The organism is Pedobacter sp., from assembly GCF_046462515.1.
Taxonomy (GTDB): Bacteria; Bacteroidota; Bacteroidia; order Sphingobacteriales; family Sphingobacteriaceae; genus Pedobacter.
Map to the genome: position 1 here is coordinate 24,753 of NZ_JBKGVD010000007.1, position 21,371 is coordinate 46,123.

Annotated in this window: 22 protein-coding genes; 1 reads left to right on the forward strand and 21 read right to left on the reverse strand. The window is 36.2% G+C overall.

Annotated features, from left to right (window positions below; translation table 11 throughout):
* The first annotated feature begins 230 nt into the window (after nt 1–230).
* Nucleotides 231–1,778 (forward strand): SUMF1/EgtB/PvdO family nonheme iron enzyme, encoded by a 1,548-nt coding sequence (locus tag ACLHG9_RS07495; RefSeq protein ID WP_410220878.1) that lies wholly within the window; start codon nt 231–233, stop codon nt 1,776–1,778.
* A gap of 404 nt (nt 1,779–2,182) precedes the next feature.
* On the opposite strand, the gene ACLHG9_RS07500 is transcribed toward ACLHG9_RS07495, so the two are convergent.
* The 21 genes from ACLHG9_RS07500 to ACLHG9_RS07600 form a co-directional block, all read right to left on the reverse strand.
* Nucleotides 2,183–2,683: a biotin/lipoyl-containing protein gene (locus ACLHG9_RS07500; RefSeq protein WP_410220879.1), complete on the reverse strand. Its 501-nt coding sequence runs from the start codon at nt 2,681–2,683 to the stop codon at nt 2,183–2,185.
* 1 nt (nt 2,684) lies between these two features.
* Nucleotides 2,685–3,296: a DUF4159 domain-containing protein gene (locus ACLHG9_RS07505; RefSeq protein WP_410220978.1), complete on the reverse strand. Its 612-nt coding sequence runs from the start codon at nt 3,294–3,296 to the stop codon at nt 2,685–2,687.
* A 107-nt stretch (nt 3,297–3,403) separates the two neighbouring features.
* A complete protein-coding gene (locus ACLHG9_RS07510; RefSeq protein ID WP_410220880.1) occupies nt 3,404–4,108 on the reverse strand; it encodes a 16S rRNA (uracil(1498)-N(3))-methyltransferase in 705 nt (234 codons plus the stop codon).
* Nucleotides 4,109–4,119: 11 nt separating this feature from the next.
* Nucleotides 4,120–5,430 (reverse strand): hemolysin family protein, encoded by a 1,311-nt coding sequence (locus ACLHG9_RS07515; RefSeq protein ID WP_410220881.1) that lies wholly within the window; start codon nt 5,428–5,430, stop codon nt 4,120–4,122.
* A gap of 2 nt (nt 5,431–5,432) precedes the next feature.
* Nucleotides 5,433–5,984: an inorganic diphosphatase gene (locus ACLHG9_RS07520; protein ID WP_243359716.1), complete on the reverse strand. Its 552-nt coding sequence runs from the start codon at nt 5,982–5,984 to the stop codon at nt 5,433–5,435.
* Between the two features lie 22 nt (nt 5,985–6,006).
* The gene (locus ACLHG9_RS07525) at nt 6,007–6,651 is read right to left on the reverse strand and encodes a DedA family protein (RefSeq protein WP_410220882.1); all 645 of its coding nucleotides are present in this window, start codon (nt 6,649–6,651) and stop codon (nt 6,007–6,009) included.
* A gap of 48 nt (nt 6,652–6,699) precedes the next feature.
* Nucleotides 6,700–8,073, reverse strand: a complete 1,374-nt coding sequence (locus ACLHG9_RS07530; protein WP_410220883.1) for an NADH-quinone oxidoreductase subunit N — start codon at nt 8,071–8,073, stop codon at nt 6,700–6,702.
* A 3-nt stretch (nt 8,074–8,076) separates the two neighbouring features.
* Complete coding sequence (locus ACLHG9_RS07535; protein WP_410220884.1) at nt 8,077–9,540, reverse strand: NuoM family protein; 1,464 nt, start codon at nt 9,538–9,540, stop codon at nt 8,077–8,079.
* A 20-nt stretch (nt 9,541–9,560) separates the two neighbouring features.
* Nucleotides 9,561–11,462: an NADH-quinone oxidoreductase subunit L gene (gene nuoL / locus ACLHG9_RS07540; protein ID WP_410220885.1), complete on the reverse strand. Its 1,902-nt coding sequence runs from the start codon at nt 11,460–11,462 to the stop codon at nt 9,561–9,563.
* A gap of 15 nt (nt 11,463–11,477) precedes the next feature.
* Nucleotides 11,478–11,807 (reverse strand): NADH-quinone oxidoreductase subunit NuoK, encoded by a 330-nt coding sequence (gene nuoK, locus ACLHG9_RS07545; protein ID WP_410220886.1) that lies wholly within the window; start codon nt 11,805–11,807, stop codon nt 11,478–11,480.
* The gene (locus ACLHG9_RS07550) at nt 11,800–12,306 is read right to left on the reverse strand and encodes an NADH-quinone oxidoreductase subunit J (RefSeq protein WP_243359696.1); all 507 of its coding nucleotides are present in this window, start codon (nt 12,304–12,306) and stop codon (nt 11,800–11,802) included. The genes nuoK and ACLHG9_RS07550 overlap by 8 nt, the downstream gene beginning before the upstream one ends.
* Before the next feature lie 73 nt (nt 12,307–12,379).
* Nucleotides 12,380–12,877 (reverse strand): NuoI/complex I 23 kDa subunit family protein, encoded by a 498-nt coding sequence (locus ACLHG9_RS07555; protein ID WP_410220887.1) that lies wholly within the window; start codon nt 12,875–12,877, stop codon nt 12,380–12,382.
* The gene (gene nuoH / locus ACLHG9_RS07560; RefSeq protein WP_410220888.1) at nt 12,877–13,914 is read right to left on the reverse strand and encodes an NADH-quinone oxidoreductase subunit NuoH; all 1,038 of its coding nucleotides are present in this window, start codon (nt 13,912–13,914) and stop codon (nt 12,877–12,879) included. The genes ACLHG9_RS07555 and nuoH overlap by 1 nt, the downstream gene beginning before the upstream one ends.
* Nucleotides 13,914–14,924, reverse strand: coding sequence for a 2Fe-2S iron-sulfur cluster-binding protein (locus tag ACLHG9_RS07565; protein ID WP_410220889.1), 1,011 nt, complete (start codon nt 14,922–14,924; stop codon nt 13,914–13,916). Before ACLHG9_RS07565 ends, nuoH begins: the two co-directional genes overlap by 1 nt.
* A gap of 2 nt (nt 14,925–14,926) precedes the next feature.
* Entirely contained in the window at nt 14,927–16,300 is a 1,374-nt protein-coding gene (gene nuoF / locus ACLHG9_RS07570) for an NADH-quinone oxidoreductase subunit NuoF (protein WP_410220890.1), read from the reverse strand.
* Complete coding sequence (gene nuoE, locus ACLHG9_RS07575) at nt 16,300–16,812, reverse strand: NADH-quinone oxidoreductase subunit NuoE (protein WP_410220891.1); 513 nt, start codon at nt 16,810–16,812, stop codon at nt 16,300–16,302. The genes nuoF and nuoE overlap by 1 nt, the downstream gene beginning before the upstream one ends.
* On the reverse strand, nt 16,805–18,022 hold the full coding sequence (locus tag ACLHG9_RS07580) for an NADH-quinone oxidoreductase subunit D (protein WP_410220892.1): 1,218 nt from the start codon (nt 18,020–18,022) through the stop codon (nt 16,805–16,807). The genes nuoE and ACLHG9_RS07580 overlap by 8 nt, the downstream gene beginning before the upstream one ends.
* Before the next feature lie 3 nt (nt 18,023–18,025).
* Nucleotides 18,026–18,526, reverse strand: a complete 501-nt coding sequence (locus ACLHG9_RS07585; protein WP_410220893.1) for an NADH-quinone oxidoreductase subunit C — start codon at nt 18,524–18,526, stop codon at nt 18,026–18,028.
* Nucleotides 18,526–19,068 (reverse strand): NADH-quinone oxidoreductase subunit B, encoded by a 543-nt coding sequence (locus tag ACLHG9_RS07590; RefSeq protein WP_410220894.1) that lies wholly within the window; start codon nt 19,066–19,068, stop codon nt 18,526–18,528. Before ACLHG9_RS07590 ends, ACLHG9_RS07585 begins: the two co-directional genes overlap by 1 nt.
* A 111-nt stretch (nt 19,069–19,179) precedes the next feature.
* Nucleotides 19,180–19,551, reverse strand: coding sequence for an NADH-quinone oxidoreductase subunit A (locus ACLHG9_RS07595; protein ID WP_410220895.1), 372 nt, complete (start codon nt 19,549–19,551; stop codon nt 19,180–19,182).
* Between the two features lie 77 nt (nt 19,552–19,628).
* On the reverse strand, nt 19,629–21,359 hold the full coding sequence (locus tag ACLHG9_RS07600) for a hypothetical protein (protein WP_410220896.1): 1,731 nt from the start codon (nt 21,357–21,359) through the stop codon (nt 19,629–19,631).
* Nucleotides 21,360–21,371 lie beyond the last annotated feature (12 nt).

The following is a 21,371-nucleotide window of genomic DNA, read 5'->3' on the forward strand; positions in this document are numbered from 1 at the left end:
TTAAAATATATACACTGAGAATATTTCTGAGTAAAAAATTCTACAAACAAAAACGTGCTTAACCCCAGTTAAAAACAGGCCATAATGTTATGCTTGTTTAAGGGCAAACTATCTTTGAATGAGCAAAAAACCATCCTTATTTCCGTATTTAAAATATTTAAGCAAAAACTTTTTTGTCACTGTTTCTTTTTTGTGTAATTTTAACTTCGAAAGCCAATTTGTAGAAATTTATGAACAAACTATACTTATACACATTATCTGCATTTCTTAGTGTAGGTCTGCTTGCTTCGTGTGGATCAGGGAAAAAAGGCGGCAATGTGTCGAGCAAAACCGGATATGCCTATAATAAACGTGAGAATGGAGGTTTTGAGGTTAATAAAAAGTATAAACGCGGGCCAGGCCCCGGTTTAGTGGAAATTGAAGGTGGTGAATTTATCATGGGCGGAAGCGCTATTGATGTACCGGGTCAGGATATAGGTGACTATAACTATAAAAGACAGGTAACTGTAAGCTCTTTTTATATGGATGAAACTGAGGTTTCTAACACTGACTGGCTTGAATATCTACACTGGATTAAAACAAATTTCCCTCAGGATAGAGAATATTATTATACTGCTTTGCCTGATACTTTAGTTTGGAGAAGACCTTTATCTTTTAACGAGCCTTATGTTAATAATTATTTAAGACACCCTGCTTATCAGGATTATCCTGTCGTTGGGGTATCTTGGGAGCAAGCTAACGATTATTGTGATTGGAGGACTGACAGAGTAAACGAATTATTGTTGCGAGAAAAAGGTTACATGACAACATTTAAGGATTTAAACAAACCATCAGCTGCGAATTCTGCCCCAAAAACAAGTGGAGAACCTTTTAATACCGAAATATATCTTAATGGTCAAATCAAAGATGTGGGCAAAAAAGCACCTCAAGACCTGAACAAACCTGGCAAAGGCAACCGCAGGCCTGTACGTCTTGAAGACGGTGTAATCTTACAACCTTACCGCCTTCCTACAGAAGCTGAGTGGGAATATGCCGCATTAGGGTTAATCGGTAATACAAAATATTCAAACATCAATCAGAAAAAAGTATACCCTTGGAACGGATTGGGCATTACTTCTCCTAAAAAACAAACCCGTGGTATGATCTTGGCCAACTTTAAAAGAGGTAAAGGAGATTATATGGGTGTTGGAGGCTCATTAAATGATAAAGGTAGTTTAACTATGCCTGTAAGAAGTTTTACGCCTAACGATTTTGGTCTTTACAACATGGCCGGAAACGTAAATGAGTGGGTAGCTGATGTATACCGTTCTAAAACATTTCAGGCAACAGAAGGTTTAAATCCATACAGGGGTAATGAGTATGAGAATAAATCCAGAGATGCCAATACTGGTACAATTGCAAAAGACAAACATGGCATGCCTATAATGAAGCCTGCTATTTCTGGAGTTAAACAAACCTGGTCACAGCTTCTACAAGACAGTGTTCCAGGAGGTACTTATAACCCAGATCAACGTGGCTACAGAGACCCAGAAGTTAAATTGAGCAACGGTGAGGTATTGACATTGATTAATGATAAATCAAGAGTTTATAAAGGCGGTTCATGGGATGATCAGGCGATCTGGTTAAATCCAGCTTCAAGAAGATATATGCAACAAACAGAATCTACAGCTGATATCGGTTTCCGTTGCGCAATGACCATGTTGGGTGCATCAGAGGTAAAACCTTCGGGTAAACCCCAGTTTAAAGTTGCTCCAGCTAAGGCATTCAAATCTAAGTAATACGGAGCACTTCGCTCAAAATAGAAAAGCCCTGTAAGTTATTACTTATGGGGCTTTTTATTTCAGATCAACATGTAATAATCTTAAATCAGAATATGCACCGCGCTGTCAGTTTTTTTGATCCGATTGTTATTTTAGGCTTATTGCAAGGCACAATTGCGATTGTGACCCTGTTTATTTAGCAAAATGAAGTAAAAGTATAAAGCTCTACTCATTGCTCTGTTACCAACTTTAGTTTTATTAAGTAGTAAAATTCTAATTCATACTTTAGGCTTATGGTCCAAACAGTATTGGCACTTCTTTCCTTTATTGATACTATCTCACCCTCATTATTTCTTTTACCTGGCCTAATCGTTTACTTTATTAAATCCTGTAAGCCAGGTATATACCACCCTCTTTTAATTTTAGTTAAAGCTGATCAGCAATACGTTCTTTTCTACTTTATCACCTTGCTTAACTTCTATCTTTTTTATGATCCCATCTGTTGGCGATTTAATCATGTTCTCCATTTTCATGGCTTCAAGTACAAGAAGGCTATCTCCTTTTTTAACTTCTTGTCCCGCCTGTACCAGTACATTTAGAACCAACCCGGGCATAGGGGCCTTAATTTGAGAAACTTTATTAGAAGTCATATTTTCCAAACCCAATTGTTTTAACAACTGATCATACTGATCTTTAACAGCAACTTGGTAAATATTATTGTTAACCTTTATTGTGGCTTCTTTTTCTTCTTTATTTAAGGCGATAAGTTCTACGGTATATGATTTGTTGTTATGAAGGATATGGGTTATATAATCATTTACTTTCATCTGATCTATATTAATGATCTGATCACCCACTTTGATCTCTTTATTGTTTATTGAAATATCGTAATTAAAATTACCGTTTACTTTTACCTGGTTCATATCAATTGGTTAATGCGTACTGAATTAAATTAGCCCCCATTTTTAAGGCTTTTAAACGAGTTTCCTGCGTATCTGAAGGATAAGTCCCAAAGTCTTCCCAACCGTTGCCTAGATCGCACTCATAAGTATAATAACAGACCACCCTGCCTTTATAGATCAATGCAAAACCTTGGGGTCTTTTGTTATCATGTTCATGTATTTTGGGTAATCCTCCCGGAAACTTAAACTTTTGATTATATATTTTATGATTTGGGGGTAATTCCACGAAATCTAATTCTGGAAATACTTTTTTCATCTGAGGTCTAATAAATTTATCAAGACCATAATTATCGTCTATATGCAGGAAGCCTCCTCCTGTTAGATACCTACGCAAATTCATTGCTTCAGCATCACTAAAAACTACGTTACCATGTCCGGTCATATAAATAAATGAATAATTATATAACTCTTCGCTCCCAACATCTACCACATCTTCGGGGGTATAAAAGTTTGTAGACAAGTTTTTATTACAGAACTCAATTAAATTGGGAAGCGCTGTACGGTTGGCATACCAATCACCTCCTCCATTATATTTAAGTTTAGCTATTTTATACGATGGCGGTGTAAAACCCATAAAAAGAAAAATCAACAGAATAGGATATAAGACGCGCCATTTACGCTTCATTTTCCTGCGAAGATCGTCTGAGGTGACCATCTTAATGTTGCCAATCTTAAATTGATTCATCTATTGATGTAATTTAGTTCAAAACAAGCGGCCAGACCTGCTGTTTCAGTTCTGAGACGTGTATTGCCTAAAGTTACCGGTTTATAACCATTTTGCAAAGCAGAGCTTATTTCAGCAGGAGAAAAATCGCCTTCGGGGCCAATGAGTATTAAATAAGATTGCTGATTTTTAACCTGTGTATTGATATATTGCTTATCGTCTCCATCCAGGCAATGAGCAATCAGTTTATGATCTGCTTTTGCCTGCTGCAGAAACTCCTGTAAGTTTATTGCCGCATTTAATTTTGGGTGATAAGCTTTAATAGATTGCTTAACAGCAGATGTAATTACTTTTTCTAAGCGCTCTGCCTTAATTACTTTACGTTCTGATCTTTCGCAGATAAGAGGTGTAATTTCATCTATGCCTATCTCGGTTGTTTTTTCAAGAAACCACTCAAACCTGTCAATATTTTTAGTAGGTGCTATGGCAATATGGATGTGAAAATCTCTTTTACCATAATCTTTTATGTGATTAATGATTTTAAGATCTACGTTACGTTTATTTACCGCCGTAATCTCTGCCTCATATAAACCTCCTACTCCATCGATAAGCTGTACAGTATCACCTACGTTAAGCCTTAGAACTTTACTGCAATGTTTACTTTCTTCTTCGTTTAAAGTATAGGTATCCGTTTTTAGATCGGGGGTATAAAATAAATGCATAAATCTAAAATTTAATGCAGATCTACCATTTCTTCTTTATCTATGATCACTTCCAGCTTTACAGTCTCAATATTATGCTCAGTTTTTTTCAGTACAGTAAAATTATAGCCATAACATGCTGCTCTCTCTCCTACTTCAGGAATTTTTCCAAAAGCATGTGAAACCAAGCCTCCAACCGTATCAAAATCTTCATCTTCTGGAAGATCGTGTGGCAAATGCTCATTTACATCATATACCGTAGCATAAGCATTTACAATAAATTCTGTATCAGATATTTTTTCAACAATAGGTTTTTCTTCATCGTACTCATCCTGAATTTCACCTACCAGCTCTTCAACGATATCTTCTAAAGTTACCATTCCAGCAGTACCTCCAAACTCATCTAAAACAATTGCAATTTGAATACGTTTTAGCTGAAGTTCGCTTAATAGATCATTGATTTTTTTGGTTTCGGGTATGAAATAAGCTTTTCTAATGATATCTCTCAATGCCCATTCTTTATTATCGGCAAGTAAAGGCAAGATATCTTTTGCATGAATTATACCCACTATTTTATCCATTGTATCAACATACACAGGTAAACGTGAGTAGCCCTCTTTCACAATCATTTCCACAACCTCATTATTTTTTGAATCGATATCTATACCTGCAATCTTTGTACGAGGGACCATAATGCTTCTAACCACACGCTCATTAAAATCAAAAACATTTTTAATCAGCTCATGCTCATTGGTATCTAAAGCGCCACTTTCTTTACCTTGCTCTAGCAGGTAATGGAGTTCTTCTGTGCTATGAGATGATTCGTGCCCTCCAGCAACAATTCCAAAAGGTTTAAGGATGAGTGTAGCAAAACCGTTTAGCAGCCAGATTATAGGCCTACCTATAATATAAAAGGCATGTAACGGAAACGCAACAAATAAAGTGGTTGCTACGGGTCTTTGTATAGCTAAACTTTTAGGTGCCAGTTCTCCAAACACAATATGCATTATGGTAATGATTGAAAAGGCTATTACGGTAGAAATAGATGTAATTAAGGTTTCACTAAACCCAACATTAAGCAATGCATCATGTATGATCTCATGCATTACTCTTTCTCCTACCCAACCTAAGCCCAGAGAAGCTAAGGTAATGCCCAACTGAGTAGCTGCCAGATAGCCGTCAAGATGGTTAACAATATGTTTAGCCATCTTGCCAACGCCACTTCCCGACTTTGCTTTTATTTCAATTTGCGAACCTCTAACTTTTACAATAGAGAATTCTGCGGCTACAAAAAAGCCGTTTAAAAGCACTAAAAACAAAGTCAAGAATATATCCCAGGCCATTATTAAGCGTTGTTTCTAAAAGTTTTATTATAAAGCTCTATACTTTCCTGTATTACTTTATGTGCATAACGCACACCTAACAGATGTTCTATAGTAACCTGTTTGTTTTCTAAGGCTTTGTAGTCCTGAAAGAATTTAACAATTTCTTTCATGGTATGCGGAGGCAGATCAGGTAAATCATTAATATAATTCAATGATGGGTCGTTTTTAGCCACAGCAATAATTTTATCATCCTGCTCGCCATTATCAACCATATGCATTACACCGATAACTTTTGCTTCGATGATTGTCATAGGAAACACATCTACAGAACATAAAACAAGGATATCTAACGGATCGTTATCATCACAAAAAGTTTGTGGAATAAAACCATAATTTGCCGGATACATTACAGAAGAAAAAAGTACTCTGTCTAATTTAATCAAGCTTGAGTTTTTGTCGATCTCGTATTTTGCTTTTGACCCTTTTGGAATTTCGATGATTGCGTTAACTACTTCGGGTAATTCTTCTCCCGGAGATACACTGTGCCACGGATGGTGCTCGTCTTTACTCATTTTTATTTTTAAACTCTAATTCTTAGTTATTATTATCGTTTTTTGACAACTTTTCTTTTACAAAGGTAATAAGTAATGGTATAGTTGTAATTAAAATAAATCCAATTATGATATAAATTAGATATTCTTCTATTTGTCTAGCAAAACTTTTGCCTAAAAAATAACCCAAGAGGGTTAGTGAAAAAATCCACAAAATTGCACCTGAAATATTGTAAAATGCAAATTTCTTAAACTCAAGTCTTACTATGCCCGCTATAATGGGTGCAAAGGTTCTAACAATAGGAACAAAACGTCCCATAATAAGGGCAAACGCTCCTTGTTTTTGGTAATAGCTCTCAGCAGATTTCAGGTATCTTTTCTTAAAAAAGAATGTGTCTTTTCTGGTATATAAGACAGGTCCTGTTTTTTTGCCAAACCAATAGCCGGTAAAATTACCCAGTATAGCAGCAGCACACAAGCTAAAAACAAGCGTATAAATGCTTACATCAAGCTTACCGGTTGCCACAAACATGCCTGCTAAAAAGAGAAGGTAATCGCCAGGCAAGAAAAAACCAAAAAAAAGACCTGTTTCTGCAAAAATTACAAATACAACTAAATAAAACCCGCCTTCTCTAAGAAGCTTTTCAGGATCTATCAAATGATGTAATGAATTTAAAAATTCTTGCATGTTGAAATATTTGTAAAACTACAAATAATTCTGTATATCACTATTATTCTATATGATGTTTAAAATAATATTAGGATAGATACCAATTAACAATATACCTACAACAGACAATGCAAAAACCAATTTATATTGCGTTGGTGTTTCAAGCGATAGATCATCTCCTTCTTTGAAGTACATAGCTACAATTACTTTAAAATAGTAATAGAAGCCTATTAAAGCATTTAACACCGCTATTACCAATAAAAGTAAATGGTATCCGTGCATAACATTCAGAAACATTAGGTATTTACCAATAAAGCCTGCTGTTAAGGGTATTCCTGCCATTGACAACATTGCAACAGTTAAGGCAAATGCAATAAAAGGATTTTTCTTAGCTAAACCGTTAAAGCCGTCTATATCATCACTCCCTGTTTTTTGTTTAACCAATATCAATACGGCAAAAGCAATTACACTGGCCAATGTATAAGCAGAAGCATAAACAAAAATATTATTAGCAGAAGCAGCACTGATAATGATCAGTGAGAACAACAAATATCCCGCATGCGAAATACTTGAATATGCCAGCATACGTTTAAAGCTTTTCTGGTACAATGCGGTAATATTTCCAACACACAGCGTTACAATTACAATGATGCCTAAAGCTGGTGTCCAGAAATCATGCAAAGGTTCAAATGCACCTGCAAAAAGTCTTAAGAATGCAGCAAAACCTGCTGTTTTAACAACCGTTGACATAAAAGTTGTAATCAATGTTGGCGCACCTTCATACACATCAGGGGTCCAGAAGTGAAAAGGAGCCGCTCCTACTTTGAAACATAAACCAATCATGATTAATATTATACCCGGATAAAATAATGGCGATACCGTTGTAATGCTGTTAACTAGTTTATTTTGGATAACATCTATATCAAAAGAACCTGTAGCTCCATAAACAAGGGTAATACCAAACAATAGGAAACCTGTTGAAAAAGCTCCCATCAGAAAATATTTTAATGAAGCTTCGTTTGAGGCAAAATTTAGCTTTCTGATACCCGCAAGGATGTACAAGTTTACAGACATGATTTCTATTCCTATAAACAACATTGAAAGGTTTTTATAAGAAACCATCATGATAATACCAGATAATGCAAATAAAATCAGTGTGAAATATTCTGCTATGTTCTTGCTATTGCTGGCAAAGTAATTTTGCGTGAGTAAGAATATCAGTAAAGTACTGATAATTGAAATACCTGAAAAAGCCAATGCAAAATTATCTACATGTAGCATTCCGTAATAGGTTACCGGATTGTTCCAGCTACATACGGTAAATCCGAAAGCTACCAATAATCCTAGGAGTGTTAAAGGCAATAATGCTTTTTTAGCTTTAAACAAACCTGCATAAAGTACTACTAAAGCCGTTACGGCGATGGTTATAATTATATTCATCTGCTAATTTACCCCTGTTAATTTTTGATTTACTTGTTCCAATAAATGTTGTATTGATGCTTCTGAAAGATGCAATAATGGCTTAGGATATACACCTATAATAATAACTAAAGCACAAATAGTATAAAGTACAATTTTTTCTGAGCCTTTAATATCTGTAAAGCCAGCCGTAAGTGTATTGGTCTCGCCCAACATAATGTTCTGATATGTTCTGAACATATATACTGCGCCAAAAATAATAGTTAAGCCAGCAACTGCTCCAAGCCAAGCGTTATAGTTATATACGCTTAGCAATAATAGAAACTCACCGATAAATCCGTTAGTCCCTGGTAAAGCAACAGTTCCCAGTACAATAATCAGAAACACGATGGCTAACTGTGGCGCAACCTTTGCCAAACCTCCCAATTCTTCTATTTTGTTAGTTCTAAGTCTCGAGTATATAATATCCAATACAAAGAATAAACCTATAACGTTGATACCGTGACTTAACATCTGCATCATAACTCCTTGCAAACTTTGCATAGTAAAAGCAAATACACCCGCAGCAATCAAACCTACGTGGGCAACTGATGAATAGGCAATTAAACGTTTAGCATCTCTTTGTTTAAAGGCAATAATAGAGGCATAAACAACACCTATTACCGCTAATACCATAACTAGAGAAAGCCATGTATCTGTTCCCTGAGGTACAACTGGTATAAGCCATCTTACGGCTCCATAAACTCCCATCTTTAGCATGATGCCCGCCAATAACATAGTACCTGTAGCAGGTGCAGTGGTATAAGTATCTGGTTGCCAAGTATGGAAAGGGAAAACAGGCATCTTAATTGCAAAAGCTAAAAAGAAAGCCCAGAATATCCACGATTGCTGAGTAGTATCTAAGTTAAGTGCATAGAAAGCATTGATATCAAAATTATGGATAGGGTTTTGCAAATACAGATAAATGATGCCCAGAAGCATAAACAAAGAGCCAGCGATCGTATAAACAAAAAACTTCATGTTTACTTTAATACGGTCTTTGCCTCCCCACATTGCACAGATAAAATAAATTGGGATTAAAGCAGCTTCCCATCCTATATAGAATAAAAAAGCATCAAAGGCAGTGAACACTACAATTAATCCGCTCTGCATGAATAATATCAAGCCATAAAAAGCATTTGAATTATCATAATTGTGCTTATAGCTCGCTAAAATAATCAGCGGAGTTAAAATATTGGTTAGGATTACAGTGATTAAACTAATTCCGTCTATACCAACGTTAAAGTGAATACCTAATTGAGTTATCCAATTTACGTTAGTCACAAACTGACGAGTTGCATCAGGAGTAAACTGACAGACGATAGCACCAGTAATAACGAGTGATATAATTGAGAATATTAATGCAGTAGTTTTTGCGCCGTTGCCTTTAATAAAAGAGGTAAGAATTGCGCCAACTAATGGTAAAAATATAAGTAGTAAAAGTTCCATTTATATTTATTGAGCCTTTTTTACGATAATGATAAATATGTGTATAACATCAGGGCAATTACGCCTACTACCATCAGTAAAATATAGTAACCTACATTTCCTGATTGTAATAACCTCAAGCCTTTGCTTCCTTCATTTGCAGACCAGCCTAAACTGTTTACAATTCCATCTATAATTTTTGTGTCAACCACTTTATAGAAAAATTTAGACAAAGCATCTAAAGGTTTTCTGATAATAGCCTCATAAATCTCATCTAGATAGAATTTATGATAAGAAAGTTTTTCAAGGAAAGATCGAGGAGCTTCATCTGCAACCGGAATATCGGAATTTTTAACATATCTGTTGTATGCATATAGTAGTGCAACCAAAGCCGCTGCTACAGAAATACCCATTAAAATGAATTCTGTACTATGATCTAAGCTCAGCTCGTTATGGCTAACATTTGCTCCGGATAACCAGCTTGCTAACCAAGCATTACCGCCAAATATATGAGGCATATTAATCAATCCACCTAAGATTGAAAGAATGGCCAAAATAATTAAAGGCATAGTCATTGCCTTTGGCGATTCGTGAATATGGCTTTCTTCATGATGTGTACCTCTATACTTGCCATAGAAAGTTAAAAACATCATTCTAAACATATAAAAAGAGGTTAAGAAAGCTGTAAACACCCCTATGATCCACAATATTTGATTCTGCTGAAACGTGTAAGCCAAAATTTCATCTTTTGAGAAAAAGCCTGAAAATGGAGGTAAACCCGCAATAGCAATAGTACCAATCATCATGGTAGCAAAAGTAGTTTTTAATTTACCTTTTAAACCTCCCATATGGCGCATATCTTGCTCATGGTGCATAGCATGTATTACAGAACCTGCCCCTAAAAATAAAAGTGCTTTAAAAAAGGCATGTGTAAGTACATGGAAGAACGATCCAGTGTAAGCACCCACTCCTAAGCCTAAGAACATATAGCCCAACTGAGATACGGTTGAGTAAGCCAGCACCTTTTTAATATCTGTTTGTGTTAAAGCAATTAGTGCCGCTATTAACGCTGTTGCCATTCCAATAATAGCAATTACATTTTGCGTAACTGGAGCCAGATCAAACAATACGCTTGACCTCGCTATCATATAGATACCAGCTGTTACCATGGTAGCTGCGTGTATTAACGCCGAAACTGGTGTTGGACCCGCCATTGCATCAGGTAGCCAGGTAAACAAAGGTAACTGAGCCGATTTACCACAAGCACCAATAAACAGCAATAATGTAATAGCTATCAATGTACCATGGCCTGGCAACATTTTAGCTGCCAAAGGAAAAACTTTAGCAAATTCTATACTACCAAAAAAGCCAAACATTAAAAATACACCTAATAAAAAACCTAAATCACCAATACGGTTCATTATAAAGGCTTTTTTGGCAGCGCTGGCGTAATTACGGTTGGTATACCAAAAACCAATCAGTAAATAGGAACATAAACCTACACCTTCCCAGCCTATAAACATTACGATGTAATTTGATCCCAAAACCAGAATAAGCATAAAAAAGATAAACAAGTTGAGGTAACTAAAAAACTTACCAAAGCCTGCATCTTCATGCATATAAGCTGTAGAATAAATATGTATTAAAAATCCAATACCGGTTATTATCAGAAGCATTACCGAACTTAACGGATCATACAGAAACGAAAGTGGAATATGTAAATTACCTACACTTATCCAATCAAAAAGTGTTACGGTAACTTGTTTATCTGCCAATGTACTTAGCTGAAAAAACAAGTATAAGCTCAGTATAAATGAGGTAAAGATTACCCCACTTCCAATAAAGCCAACAACAGCTTTATTTAATTTATTTCTTCCTAAACCGTTTATGATAAAACCTAAAAGCGGAAGCAGCGGAACTAACCAAAGTAAACTTTCAATCATCTTACTATAATAAAATTACCACTTAAGGCGGTTTAACACATTAATATCTATCGATTGCGTATTCCTGTATACCATTACAATAATACTTAGGCCTATTGCCACTTCTGCAGCAGCCAAAGCCATAATAAAGAATACAAAAACCTGTCCCGAAGAATCGTTATGATGCACTGAAAACGCTGCCAGTAGCAGGTTCACTGCGTTTAACATTAACTCTACAGACATGAAGATAACGATGGCATTTCTACGTATCAGAACACCGATTACGCCAATCGTAAAAATAGCTGCACAAAACCATATATAATGATTTAGTGGTACTGTTTGCATGGTTTCAACTACGTTACCCATTATCTTTTTCTTCTTTTTTTGTTAACAATACTGCCCCAACCATTGCACTTAATAACAAGATAGACGAAAGCTCAAAAGGCAGCATAAAAGGCCCAAAAAGCTCTTTCCCTAAATTCTCTACTAAACCAATATTAGGATTGCTTAATGTTAAAGGATTATTGATTGATACCGCTTTTAATGATCCTGCCAGGGTTATGAACAAACAACCTCCCGCAACTACGCCTATTACCTTAATTAGTGCAGTTTTATTCGGTTCATTTTCTTTATTGAGATTGAGTAGCATCAGTACAAATAAAAAGAGTACCATGATAGCTCCCATATATACAATAAAATTAACTACGGCCAAAAATTGTGCATTAAGTAGAACGTAGTGCACAGTAAACGTAAAAAACGTTAAAATCAAGTATAATACACTATGAATGGGATTTTTTGCAAAAATTACCATTAAAGCAAAGAATATACTTAATGTTGCTACGAAATAGAATACTGATGTACCCATTAATTTTGTTTAGTTTTTATTTTCTGTTTCACCTGATTTAATTATCAGTTTAGCAGAACATTTGTTAATTGTTTTACTTCTCCAAAGGAGCTTCTACCAGTTTATCTTTACCGTAAATAAAGTTTTTACGTAAATAATCTGCCGGAACAATAGGGCCGTCAAGATAGATTGCTTCTTTTGGACAGGCCTCCTCACATAAACCGCAGAAAATGCAACGCAACATATTTATTTCATATACTGCTGCATATTTCTCCTCTCTATATAAATGTTTCTCATCATTTTTACGTTCAGCTGCAATCATTGTAATTGCTTCTGCAGGACATGATAACGCACATAATCCACAGGCTGTACAACGTTCTCTTCCTTCCTCATCTCTTTTTAAAGAGTGCATCCCTCTCCAGTTCAGAGAAAATTCTCTTTCCTGTTCAGGATATTTAATGGTTGCACTTTTTTTGAAAAAGTGACTAATAGTAGTAGCCAAGCCTTTCGCAATGACAGGTAAATACATTTTCTCTGCCAAATTGAGCGACTTTTGCTCCAATACCTTTTTCCTATTACTTAATGATTCCATTAAAAATTATTTACTAATGCGATAACAATACCTGTAATAACAATATTTGCAATAGCTAAAGGAATTAAAACCTTCCAGCCCAAATTCATCAACTGGTCATAGCGGAAACGTGGAATAGTCCAACGTACCCACATGAAGAAGAAGATAAATGCAAAAATCTTCATAAAAAATATGAATGAACCAAACAAAGGAGCCCAAAAAGGTCCTAAGAGAGTAGCCATATAATCCATGCCCGGATAGTTATATCCTCCAAAATAAAGCGTAGCCATTACTGTTGAAGAAACAAACATATTGATGTACTCTGCAAACAGGTAGAAGCCTAATTTCATTGACGAGTACTCCATATGGTAACCTCCATTTAGCTCGGCCTCACACTCAGGCAAGTCAAAAGGTGCACGATTGGTTTCTGCGAATGAACATACCATAAAGATTAAAAAGCCTAATGGTTGTACCCAAATATTCCATCCAAAACCATGTTGCTGTTCAACTATGCCTTTTAAACTTAGTGTATTTGTAACCAATAAAAGGGCAATAATTGAAAGCCCCATAGCTATTTCATAGCTGATATTTTGCGAAGCAGCGCGAATTGCACTTAATAAAGAGAATTTATTATTTGATGCCCATCCACCAATCATAATTCCGTAAACACCTAAAGAAACTACACCAAAAATATACAACAGGCCAACATTAATATCTGTCACCTGTAAAGGCATTACTTTGCCATTTATGGTAATGTCCTGTCCCCATGGTATTACTGCGGTGCCTATACAGGCACATAACATGGCCAGCCCGGGCCCTACCAAAAACAACCATTTATTTGAACTGCTCGGTATAATTTCTTCTTTCATGAACATTTTGATACCATCAGCTAAAGGCTGTAGAATACCAAACGGCCCTGCTCTGTCTGGTCCTAAACGATCTTGCAAGAATGCAGCAACTTTACGTTCGGCGTAGGTAGAGTACATGGCAATAACTAAGCTGATTGCAAAAATTACCGTTACCAGTATAAATTTTTCTATAACAAAATTAGTATCCATTAAAACTTGGTTGTTTTTTCTAACTCAATTTTATTAGCCGCCTGTAATTCAGGATTTTCTTTAATTACCGGAAGCGGCTTAAATGTCTCGTAGTGATTTGATGAAATTACAGATGTATCTGATATATGAGTTGGATGTTCCAATGTCCAATCAGAAGTTTTCTTTTTATCGAAACGGCACTCGTTACAGATAAACTCTTCTACCTCTCCAAATTGATCTTTTCTAGCTGTAACACGTAAAACGTCTTCTCCCTTGTACCATAACGTTACTTTTCCGTTACATTTTTCATGTGAGCAGTTTCTATGTGCATCAACTGGCTTGGTAAACCAAACACGATTTTTAAAACGGAAAGTTTTATCAGTTAAAGCACCTACTGGACACACATCGATAACGTTCCCTGAGAAATCATTGTCTACCGCGTTTTGGATATAAGTAGAAATCTCGGAATGGTCTCCACGATTTAAAATACCATGTACTCGTTTATCTGTAATTTGATCTGCAGTAAATACGCAACGATAGCACAAGATACAACGATTCATATGCAACTGTATCTTATCTCCTATATCTATCCTATCAAAAGTTCTGCGTTCAAACTCATATCTGGTTTTCTGTAAACCATGCTCATATCCCAAGTTCTGTAAGTCGCACTCTCCTGCCTGATCACAAATAGGACAATCTAGCGGGTGGTTAATCAATAAAATCTCCACAACTCCTGCACGGGCTTCAAGTACTTCTGGCGAAGTTATATTTTGTACCTCCATACCATCCATAACTGTAGTACGGCAAGAAGCTACCAATTTAGGCATGGGTCTAGGATCCTTTTCAGAACCTTTACTTACTTTTACAATACAGGTACGGCATTTACCGCCACTACCTTTAAGCTTTGAATAATAGCACATTGCAGGAGGTACAATATCACCTCCTATTTGCCTTGCAGCATTTAGAATAGTTGTACCCGGCTCTACTTCTACCGTTATTCCATCTATGGTTACTTTAACTAAATCGCTCATGGTTAAAGATTATCCTGTTTTACTTCTACTTTTTTTTCAATCGGATTTGCATAATCAGCTAATCCGTAATTGCTGGTTTGGCTTTTTATAGGCTCTTTTATATGCCATTCAAATTCATCTCTAAAATGACGAATGGCAGCGGCAACAGGCCATGCAGCCGCATCACCTAACGGACAAATCGTATTTCCTTCTATCTTACGCTGAACATCCCACAACAAATCAATATCATCCATAGTACCATGACCATATTCTATTTTATGAAGAATTTTCTCTAACCAACCGGTTCCTTCTCTACATGGCGAACATTGACCACAGCTTTCATGATGATAAAAACGTGAAAAATTCCAGGTATTTCTTACGATACACTGGTCTTCATCAAAAGCGATAAATCCTCCTGAACCTAACATAGTTCCAGTTGCAAAACCTCCTTCTGATAAAGATTCATAACTCATCAAACGAGGCTCACCATTGGCCAGTTTAAGAGTTAAGTTTGCCGGCAAGATCGGAACCGATGAACCTCCCGCTACAGTAGCTTTCAGCCTTTTTCCATTTGCTATACCACCACAATATTCATCCGAGTAAATAAATTCTTCTACCGGTAAGCCTAATTCTATTTCATATACTCCAGGTTTCACTAAATTACCTGAAGCAGATATCAGTTTTGTTCCTGTACTTCTTCCTATGCCTATTTTAGCATATTCATCACCACCATCGTTAATAATTGGAACAGTGGCGGCAATAGACTCTACGTTGTTTACCACAGTTGGACAGCCATATAAACCTGCAATAGCTGGGAATGGAGGTTTAATACGAGGATTTCCTCTTTTCCCTTCCAACGATTCTAAAAGTGCAGTTTCTTCTCCACAGATATAGGCACCGCCACCTGGCTGAACATATAATTCAAGATTGTAACCGGTACCTAAAATATTTTCACCTAATAATCCTGCTGCTTTAGCCTCTTCAATAGCTTTTTCTAATATTCTTATCTGAGGCATCATTTCACCCCTTACGTAGATATAAGAAGTATTTGCTCCTAAAGCGTAGCTAGACACAATCATCCCCTCAATTAAAGCATGAGGAATATGTGTCATCAAAAACCGATCTTTAAAAGTGCCTGGTTCAGATTCATCTCCATTACAAACCAAATAACGGGGTACACCTTCTGGCTTAGCCAAAAAGCTCCATTTCATTCCTGTAGGGAAACCTGCGCCACCACGACCTCTCAAACCAGATTTTTTTACCTCTTCTACCACATCATCAGGTGTCATGGTTTTAAGTGCTTTCTCTACCGCCCGGTATCCGCCTTTTTGACGATATACTTCAAGCGTGTGAATACCTGGTACGTTTATATGTTCTAATAATAGTTTGCGTGCCATTATTTTTTACGTAAATCGTCTATTAATTGATCAACTGATTGCTCAGTTAAATTTTCATAAAATGTATATTCAGGTCCGATCTGTAAAACCGGTCCAAAACCACATGCGGCTAAGCACTCCACACCCCTCCAACTAAACATACCATCAGCCGTAATCTCTCCTTCTTTAACGCCCAGTTTATTTTCTATATGCTGCATAATTTTCTCGGCACCTACCAAACAGCAAGGTCCGGTTCTGCAAACCTCCAGAACATACTTTCCTTTAGGCGCTAAGAAGTACATCGTGTAAAAAGATGCCACTTCATAAACTTCAATGGGCTGTATGCTGAGGTATTCTGCGACTTTATTCATTGCCGGCACACTTGTCCAGCCATATTCTGCCTGTACCAAATGCAAAATAGGTAGCAAAGCCGATTTTTGTCTGCCTTCCGGATAACGTTTTACAACTTCATCAAACTTTGCTATTAAAGCTGATGAAAATTCTACAGGTTGTGTTTCTTCTACTTTAAGCATCTAATTCTCCTGCAATAATGTTCATACTACTCATGTTTATAATGGCATCTGATAATAACATTCCTTCGCTCATTTTTGCAAACATAGAATAATTAATAAAGCTCGGTCTTCTAAAATGTAAACGGTAAGGACTCCTTCCACCATCATTTATCAGGTAAAAACCTAATTCTCCATTTCCACCTTCAACGGCATGATAAACCTCTGCTTTTGGCGCATCAATTTCTCCCATCACAATCTTAAAGTGATAAATTAATGCTTCCATATTATTATAAACTTCTTCTTTTCCGGGCAGATAAAAATCTGGTACATCTGCATGGAAAATACCCTTAGGTTCTGATTTAATCTTTTCTAAAGCCTGCTGAATAAGGCTATGGCTCTGCCACATTTCCTCATTTCTAACCAAATACCTATCGTAAATATCGCCACTGGTTCCTACCGGAATTTCAAAATTAAAATCTTCATACGATGAGTAAGGTTCGCTTATACGCACATCATAATCAACACCTGTAGATCTTAATAAGGGGCCTGTCCATCCATAACTTAATGCCGTTTCTTGTGTAACCTCAGCCACACCTGCTGTACGGTCTATAAAAATACGGTTGCGATTTAAAAGACTTTCAAACTCACGTAATGCTTTTGGAAAATCAGCTACAAATTTGTGGATCTTAGCAAATGCAGCGTCATTAAAATCTCTTTCTAATCCTCCAATTCGCCCAATATTAGTAGTTAAGCGAGCACCGCATATTTCTTCAAAAATTTCATAAATATGCTCTCTGAACTGGAAGAAATATAAGAAAGGCGTTGTTGCACCTGTATCTTGAGCTATGATGGTATTACAGATGATATGATCTGCAATACGTGATAACTCCATGATAATCACTCTCAGGTAATCTACTCTTTTTGGTGTTTTAATGTTTAACAGTTTTTCAACTGTCATATGCCAGCCCATATTATTGATAGGCGACGAACAATAATTTAGTCGATCAGTAAGTGGTGTTATCTGATAAAAAGGCCTATGTTCTGCAATTTTTTCAAATGCTCTGTGAATATAGCCTATGGTAGAAACGCCACTCACAATGCGCTCTCCATCCAACTGAACTACGTTTTGAAACACACCATGTGTTGCAGGGTGTGTGGGGCCCAAATTTAGGGTTACCAATTCACTTTGCGGATCGTTGTCTGTGAAAACCGGTTGATTATTATGTTTCATTTGCTATCTACCAAAAAATTCATCCTTTTTATCTACCCGGTTAGGATCTTCCAAAGGATATTGTTTTAACATTGGATGCACATTTAAATCATCCATATTCAGAATTCTTCTCAAATCAGGATGACCTTCAAATTTTACCCCGAAAAAGTCATATGTTTCTCTTTCCATCCAGTTTGCAGAATTCCAAAGAACAGTGGCACTGGCAATACGAGGATCATTTTCATGAATAAAAACCTTTACTCTTAACCTTATCCCACTTACCATGCTATGCAGATGATAAACTACCGCAATCTGCTCCTTCTCAGGATAATGTACTGCCGTTATGTCTGTTAAAAAGTTAAAATTTATGGTGGTGTTTTCCTTTAAAAAGGTTAAAACATCTATTATTCTATCTTTAGTTGTAGAGAAAGTTAGTAAGCCATAAGGCTCTGACACATCAAAAAGTTGATCGCCAAATTTCTCTCCAAGCAAATCGATTAATTCTGTATTTGTTGCTTTAGCCATTATTGTATTCCGTATCCAGCTAACATTTCTTTATATTGAGGAGAATATCTTCTTCTACCTGATTCGTTTTTTACCAGCTCCTGTATCTTGGTAAATCCATCTAAAATAGCTTCTGGCCTGGGCGGACAACCTGGAACATACACATCAACAGGAATAATTTCATCAATCCCCTGTAAAACCGAATAGGTATCAAAAATACCTCCACTTGACGCACATGCACCTACAGCCATTACCCAACGTGGCTCTGCCATTTGAAGGTAAACCTGTTTTAATACCGGGCCCATTTTCTTAGCAATAGTTCCCATTACCATTAAAACATCTGCCTGACGAGGCGAAAAGCTTAATCGTTCTGCTCCAAAACGGCCAAAATCATAATGAGAGCCCATTGTTGCCATAAACTCTATACCACAACATGAAGTTGCAAATGGCAAGGGCCATAACGAATGTGAACGGGCCAAACCAATCACCTTATCTAAAGAGGTGGCAAAAAAGCCTGAGCCTTCAATACCCGGAGGGGCTTCAACTATCTTAATTTCACTCATGTTTTAAACAAAAATGCTTACCCAAGCTGGCTCGGATAAGCAACAAATTTACAATATTTAGCTCCAAATGAATTACACGAACATCATTTAGAAACAATCTAAATAACCTGCTTAATTCCAGTCTAAAGCTTTCTTTTTGAGAATATAAATAAAGCCTAATAGTAAGGTAGCCATAAAAATAAACATTTCTATAACCCCATTCCAGCCAAGCTCCCTAAAATTCACAGCCCATGGATACATAAATATGACCTCTACATCAAAAAGCACGAATAAAATTGCCACTAAGAAATACTTAATGGAAAAAGGTTGACGTGCATTTCCCACTACTTTAATACCCGATTCGAAAGGGGTAAGTTTATCGCTTGTTTTACGCTTAGGACCTAAAAAGTGGGTTGCCACAAGGGTAACTACAACAAATCCTAATGCAACAATAACCTGAAATATAATAGGTATAAAATCTTGAGCTGTACTCTGTGCTGCCATATTAAATTTAGTTTGTGGCAAATTTAAAAGAAAAAGGCAGGATTACAAACCCTGCCTTCTTTATCCTTATTTTAAAATTACTTTTTAATCGGGGTTTTCTTAGCTGGTGCTGGTGCAGGAGATAACGCTTTTAAACTCTCTGTTGCATAGCTATTTTGTGGATCTAATGCTAAAGTTTTGTTAAAGTATTCTTTAGCTTTTTCTTTATCCGTATTTGCATAAAACTGTCCGATGTTGTTATATGCATCAATCAAGTTTCTGCTATTTTGAGCAGCTTTTTCAGGTTTAGTTACAGTTACTAATTCTACAAATTTCTCATAGAAAGGAATAGCTAATCCTTTTTGGTTTTCACCATTATCTTTGATGTCTAATAATTTATTTACACGAGCTCTCTGAATATATGTACTTTCATAATCAGGAGCCATTTCAATAACTTTTGCATAAGCCGCATCAGCTTCTACTAATAAATCTCTACTTGGATTTTTATGCGCCTGATCAGCAAAAGCGTAATCAAAATAATCTGAGTAACCCAAGAAGAAATAAGCCATTGCTAAGTTAGGGTTCTTACTGTTGGCTTTTGTAAGAATTCTATAAGCATCTGCAGCTTTTTTATAGTTTTTATTATCAAAATATTTTTTACCTAAATCAGCTAATGCCTCATATTTAGTAGAATCTAATTCTACTGCTTTGGTAATATTTATGAATGCTAAACTATCTTGCCCAATTGCCTGTTCTGCTTTACCTAAGTATAAATAGTCTGAACCTAAGATACGTGATGCATCTTGTTTTCTGTTAAACAGCTCATTCATGTATTTTATACCTTGCTCATAGTTTTTATTCTCTATGGCAGAATAGCCTCTCATCCTTGTAACCACAAAAGTTTTAGGGTTATTCGCATCTGGCGCCTGTAATGTTGCTACTTCTTTTTCTAATGTTGCAAAATCATCTGCATAAACTAAAAACTGAGCATAACGCAAACGAGATTCAAAAGATTTATCTGTTAAATCAAGATATTTTCTGTAATTCTCTAATGCTTCATTACGTTTTGCAGCTCCGTTTTTAGGATCTGAATAAGACCATTGCAAATAAAGCTCTGCTAATTCACGATAAGCAGGACCATAGTTAGGATCAGCCTCTACTACTTTTTTTAACGCTGTCTCTGATTCTGGGAAAGCATAAGCCTCTTTATACATTTTTCCGATCTGTACGTTAGCACGAGATAAAGCCGGATTAATATCCAAAGCTCTTAAATATTGAGGATATGCCTCAGTATTTTTCTTTTGTTGAGCCCAGTAATCTGCTAACGCAAGAAATACATCAGCATCTTTATCTTTAGAATCTAATTCATCTGCTTTTTGCAAATTAGGCAATGCAGATACATAATCAGGATTTTTTTGATCAATATACGCTCTTCCTATAGCTAAATAGGTTAAATAATTTTTAGATCCTAATTGTATTGCTTTATCAAAATTAGCTTTGGCTCCTGCCACATTATTCTGCATCAAATCAGTCTGTCCTAAGCCTACATAGTTCAATGGATTTTTAGCATCGGCCGTTACACCATTATTAAATACGATTTTAGCCGAGTCAACATCATCTGTTAATAAATAAACGCGACCAAGATTATAATAGTTATCTCCTGATTTAGCTTGGTTCGCAACTAATGTTTTAAGCATAGAAGTTGCTTTTTGATACTGTTCTGCATCAATAGCTTTTTTCGCATCGGCTAAACTCTGAGCAAATGAGGCAGCTCCACCCATCAATACTAACCCTAATACAAGGGCTGCTGTTTTCTTAATCATTTTCATTGTTTTCTATTA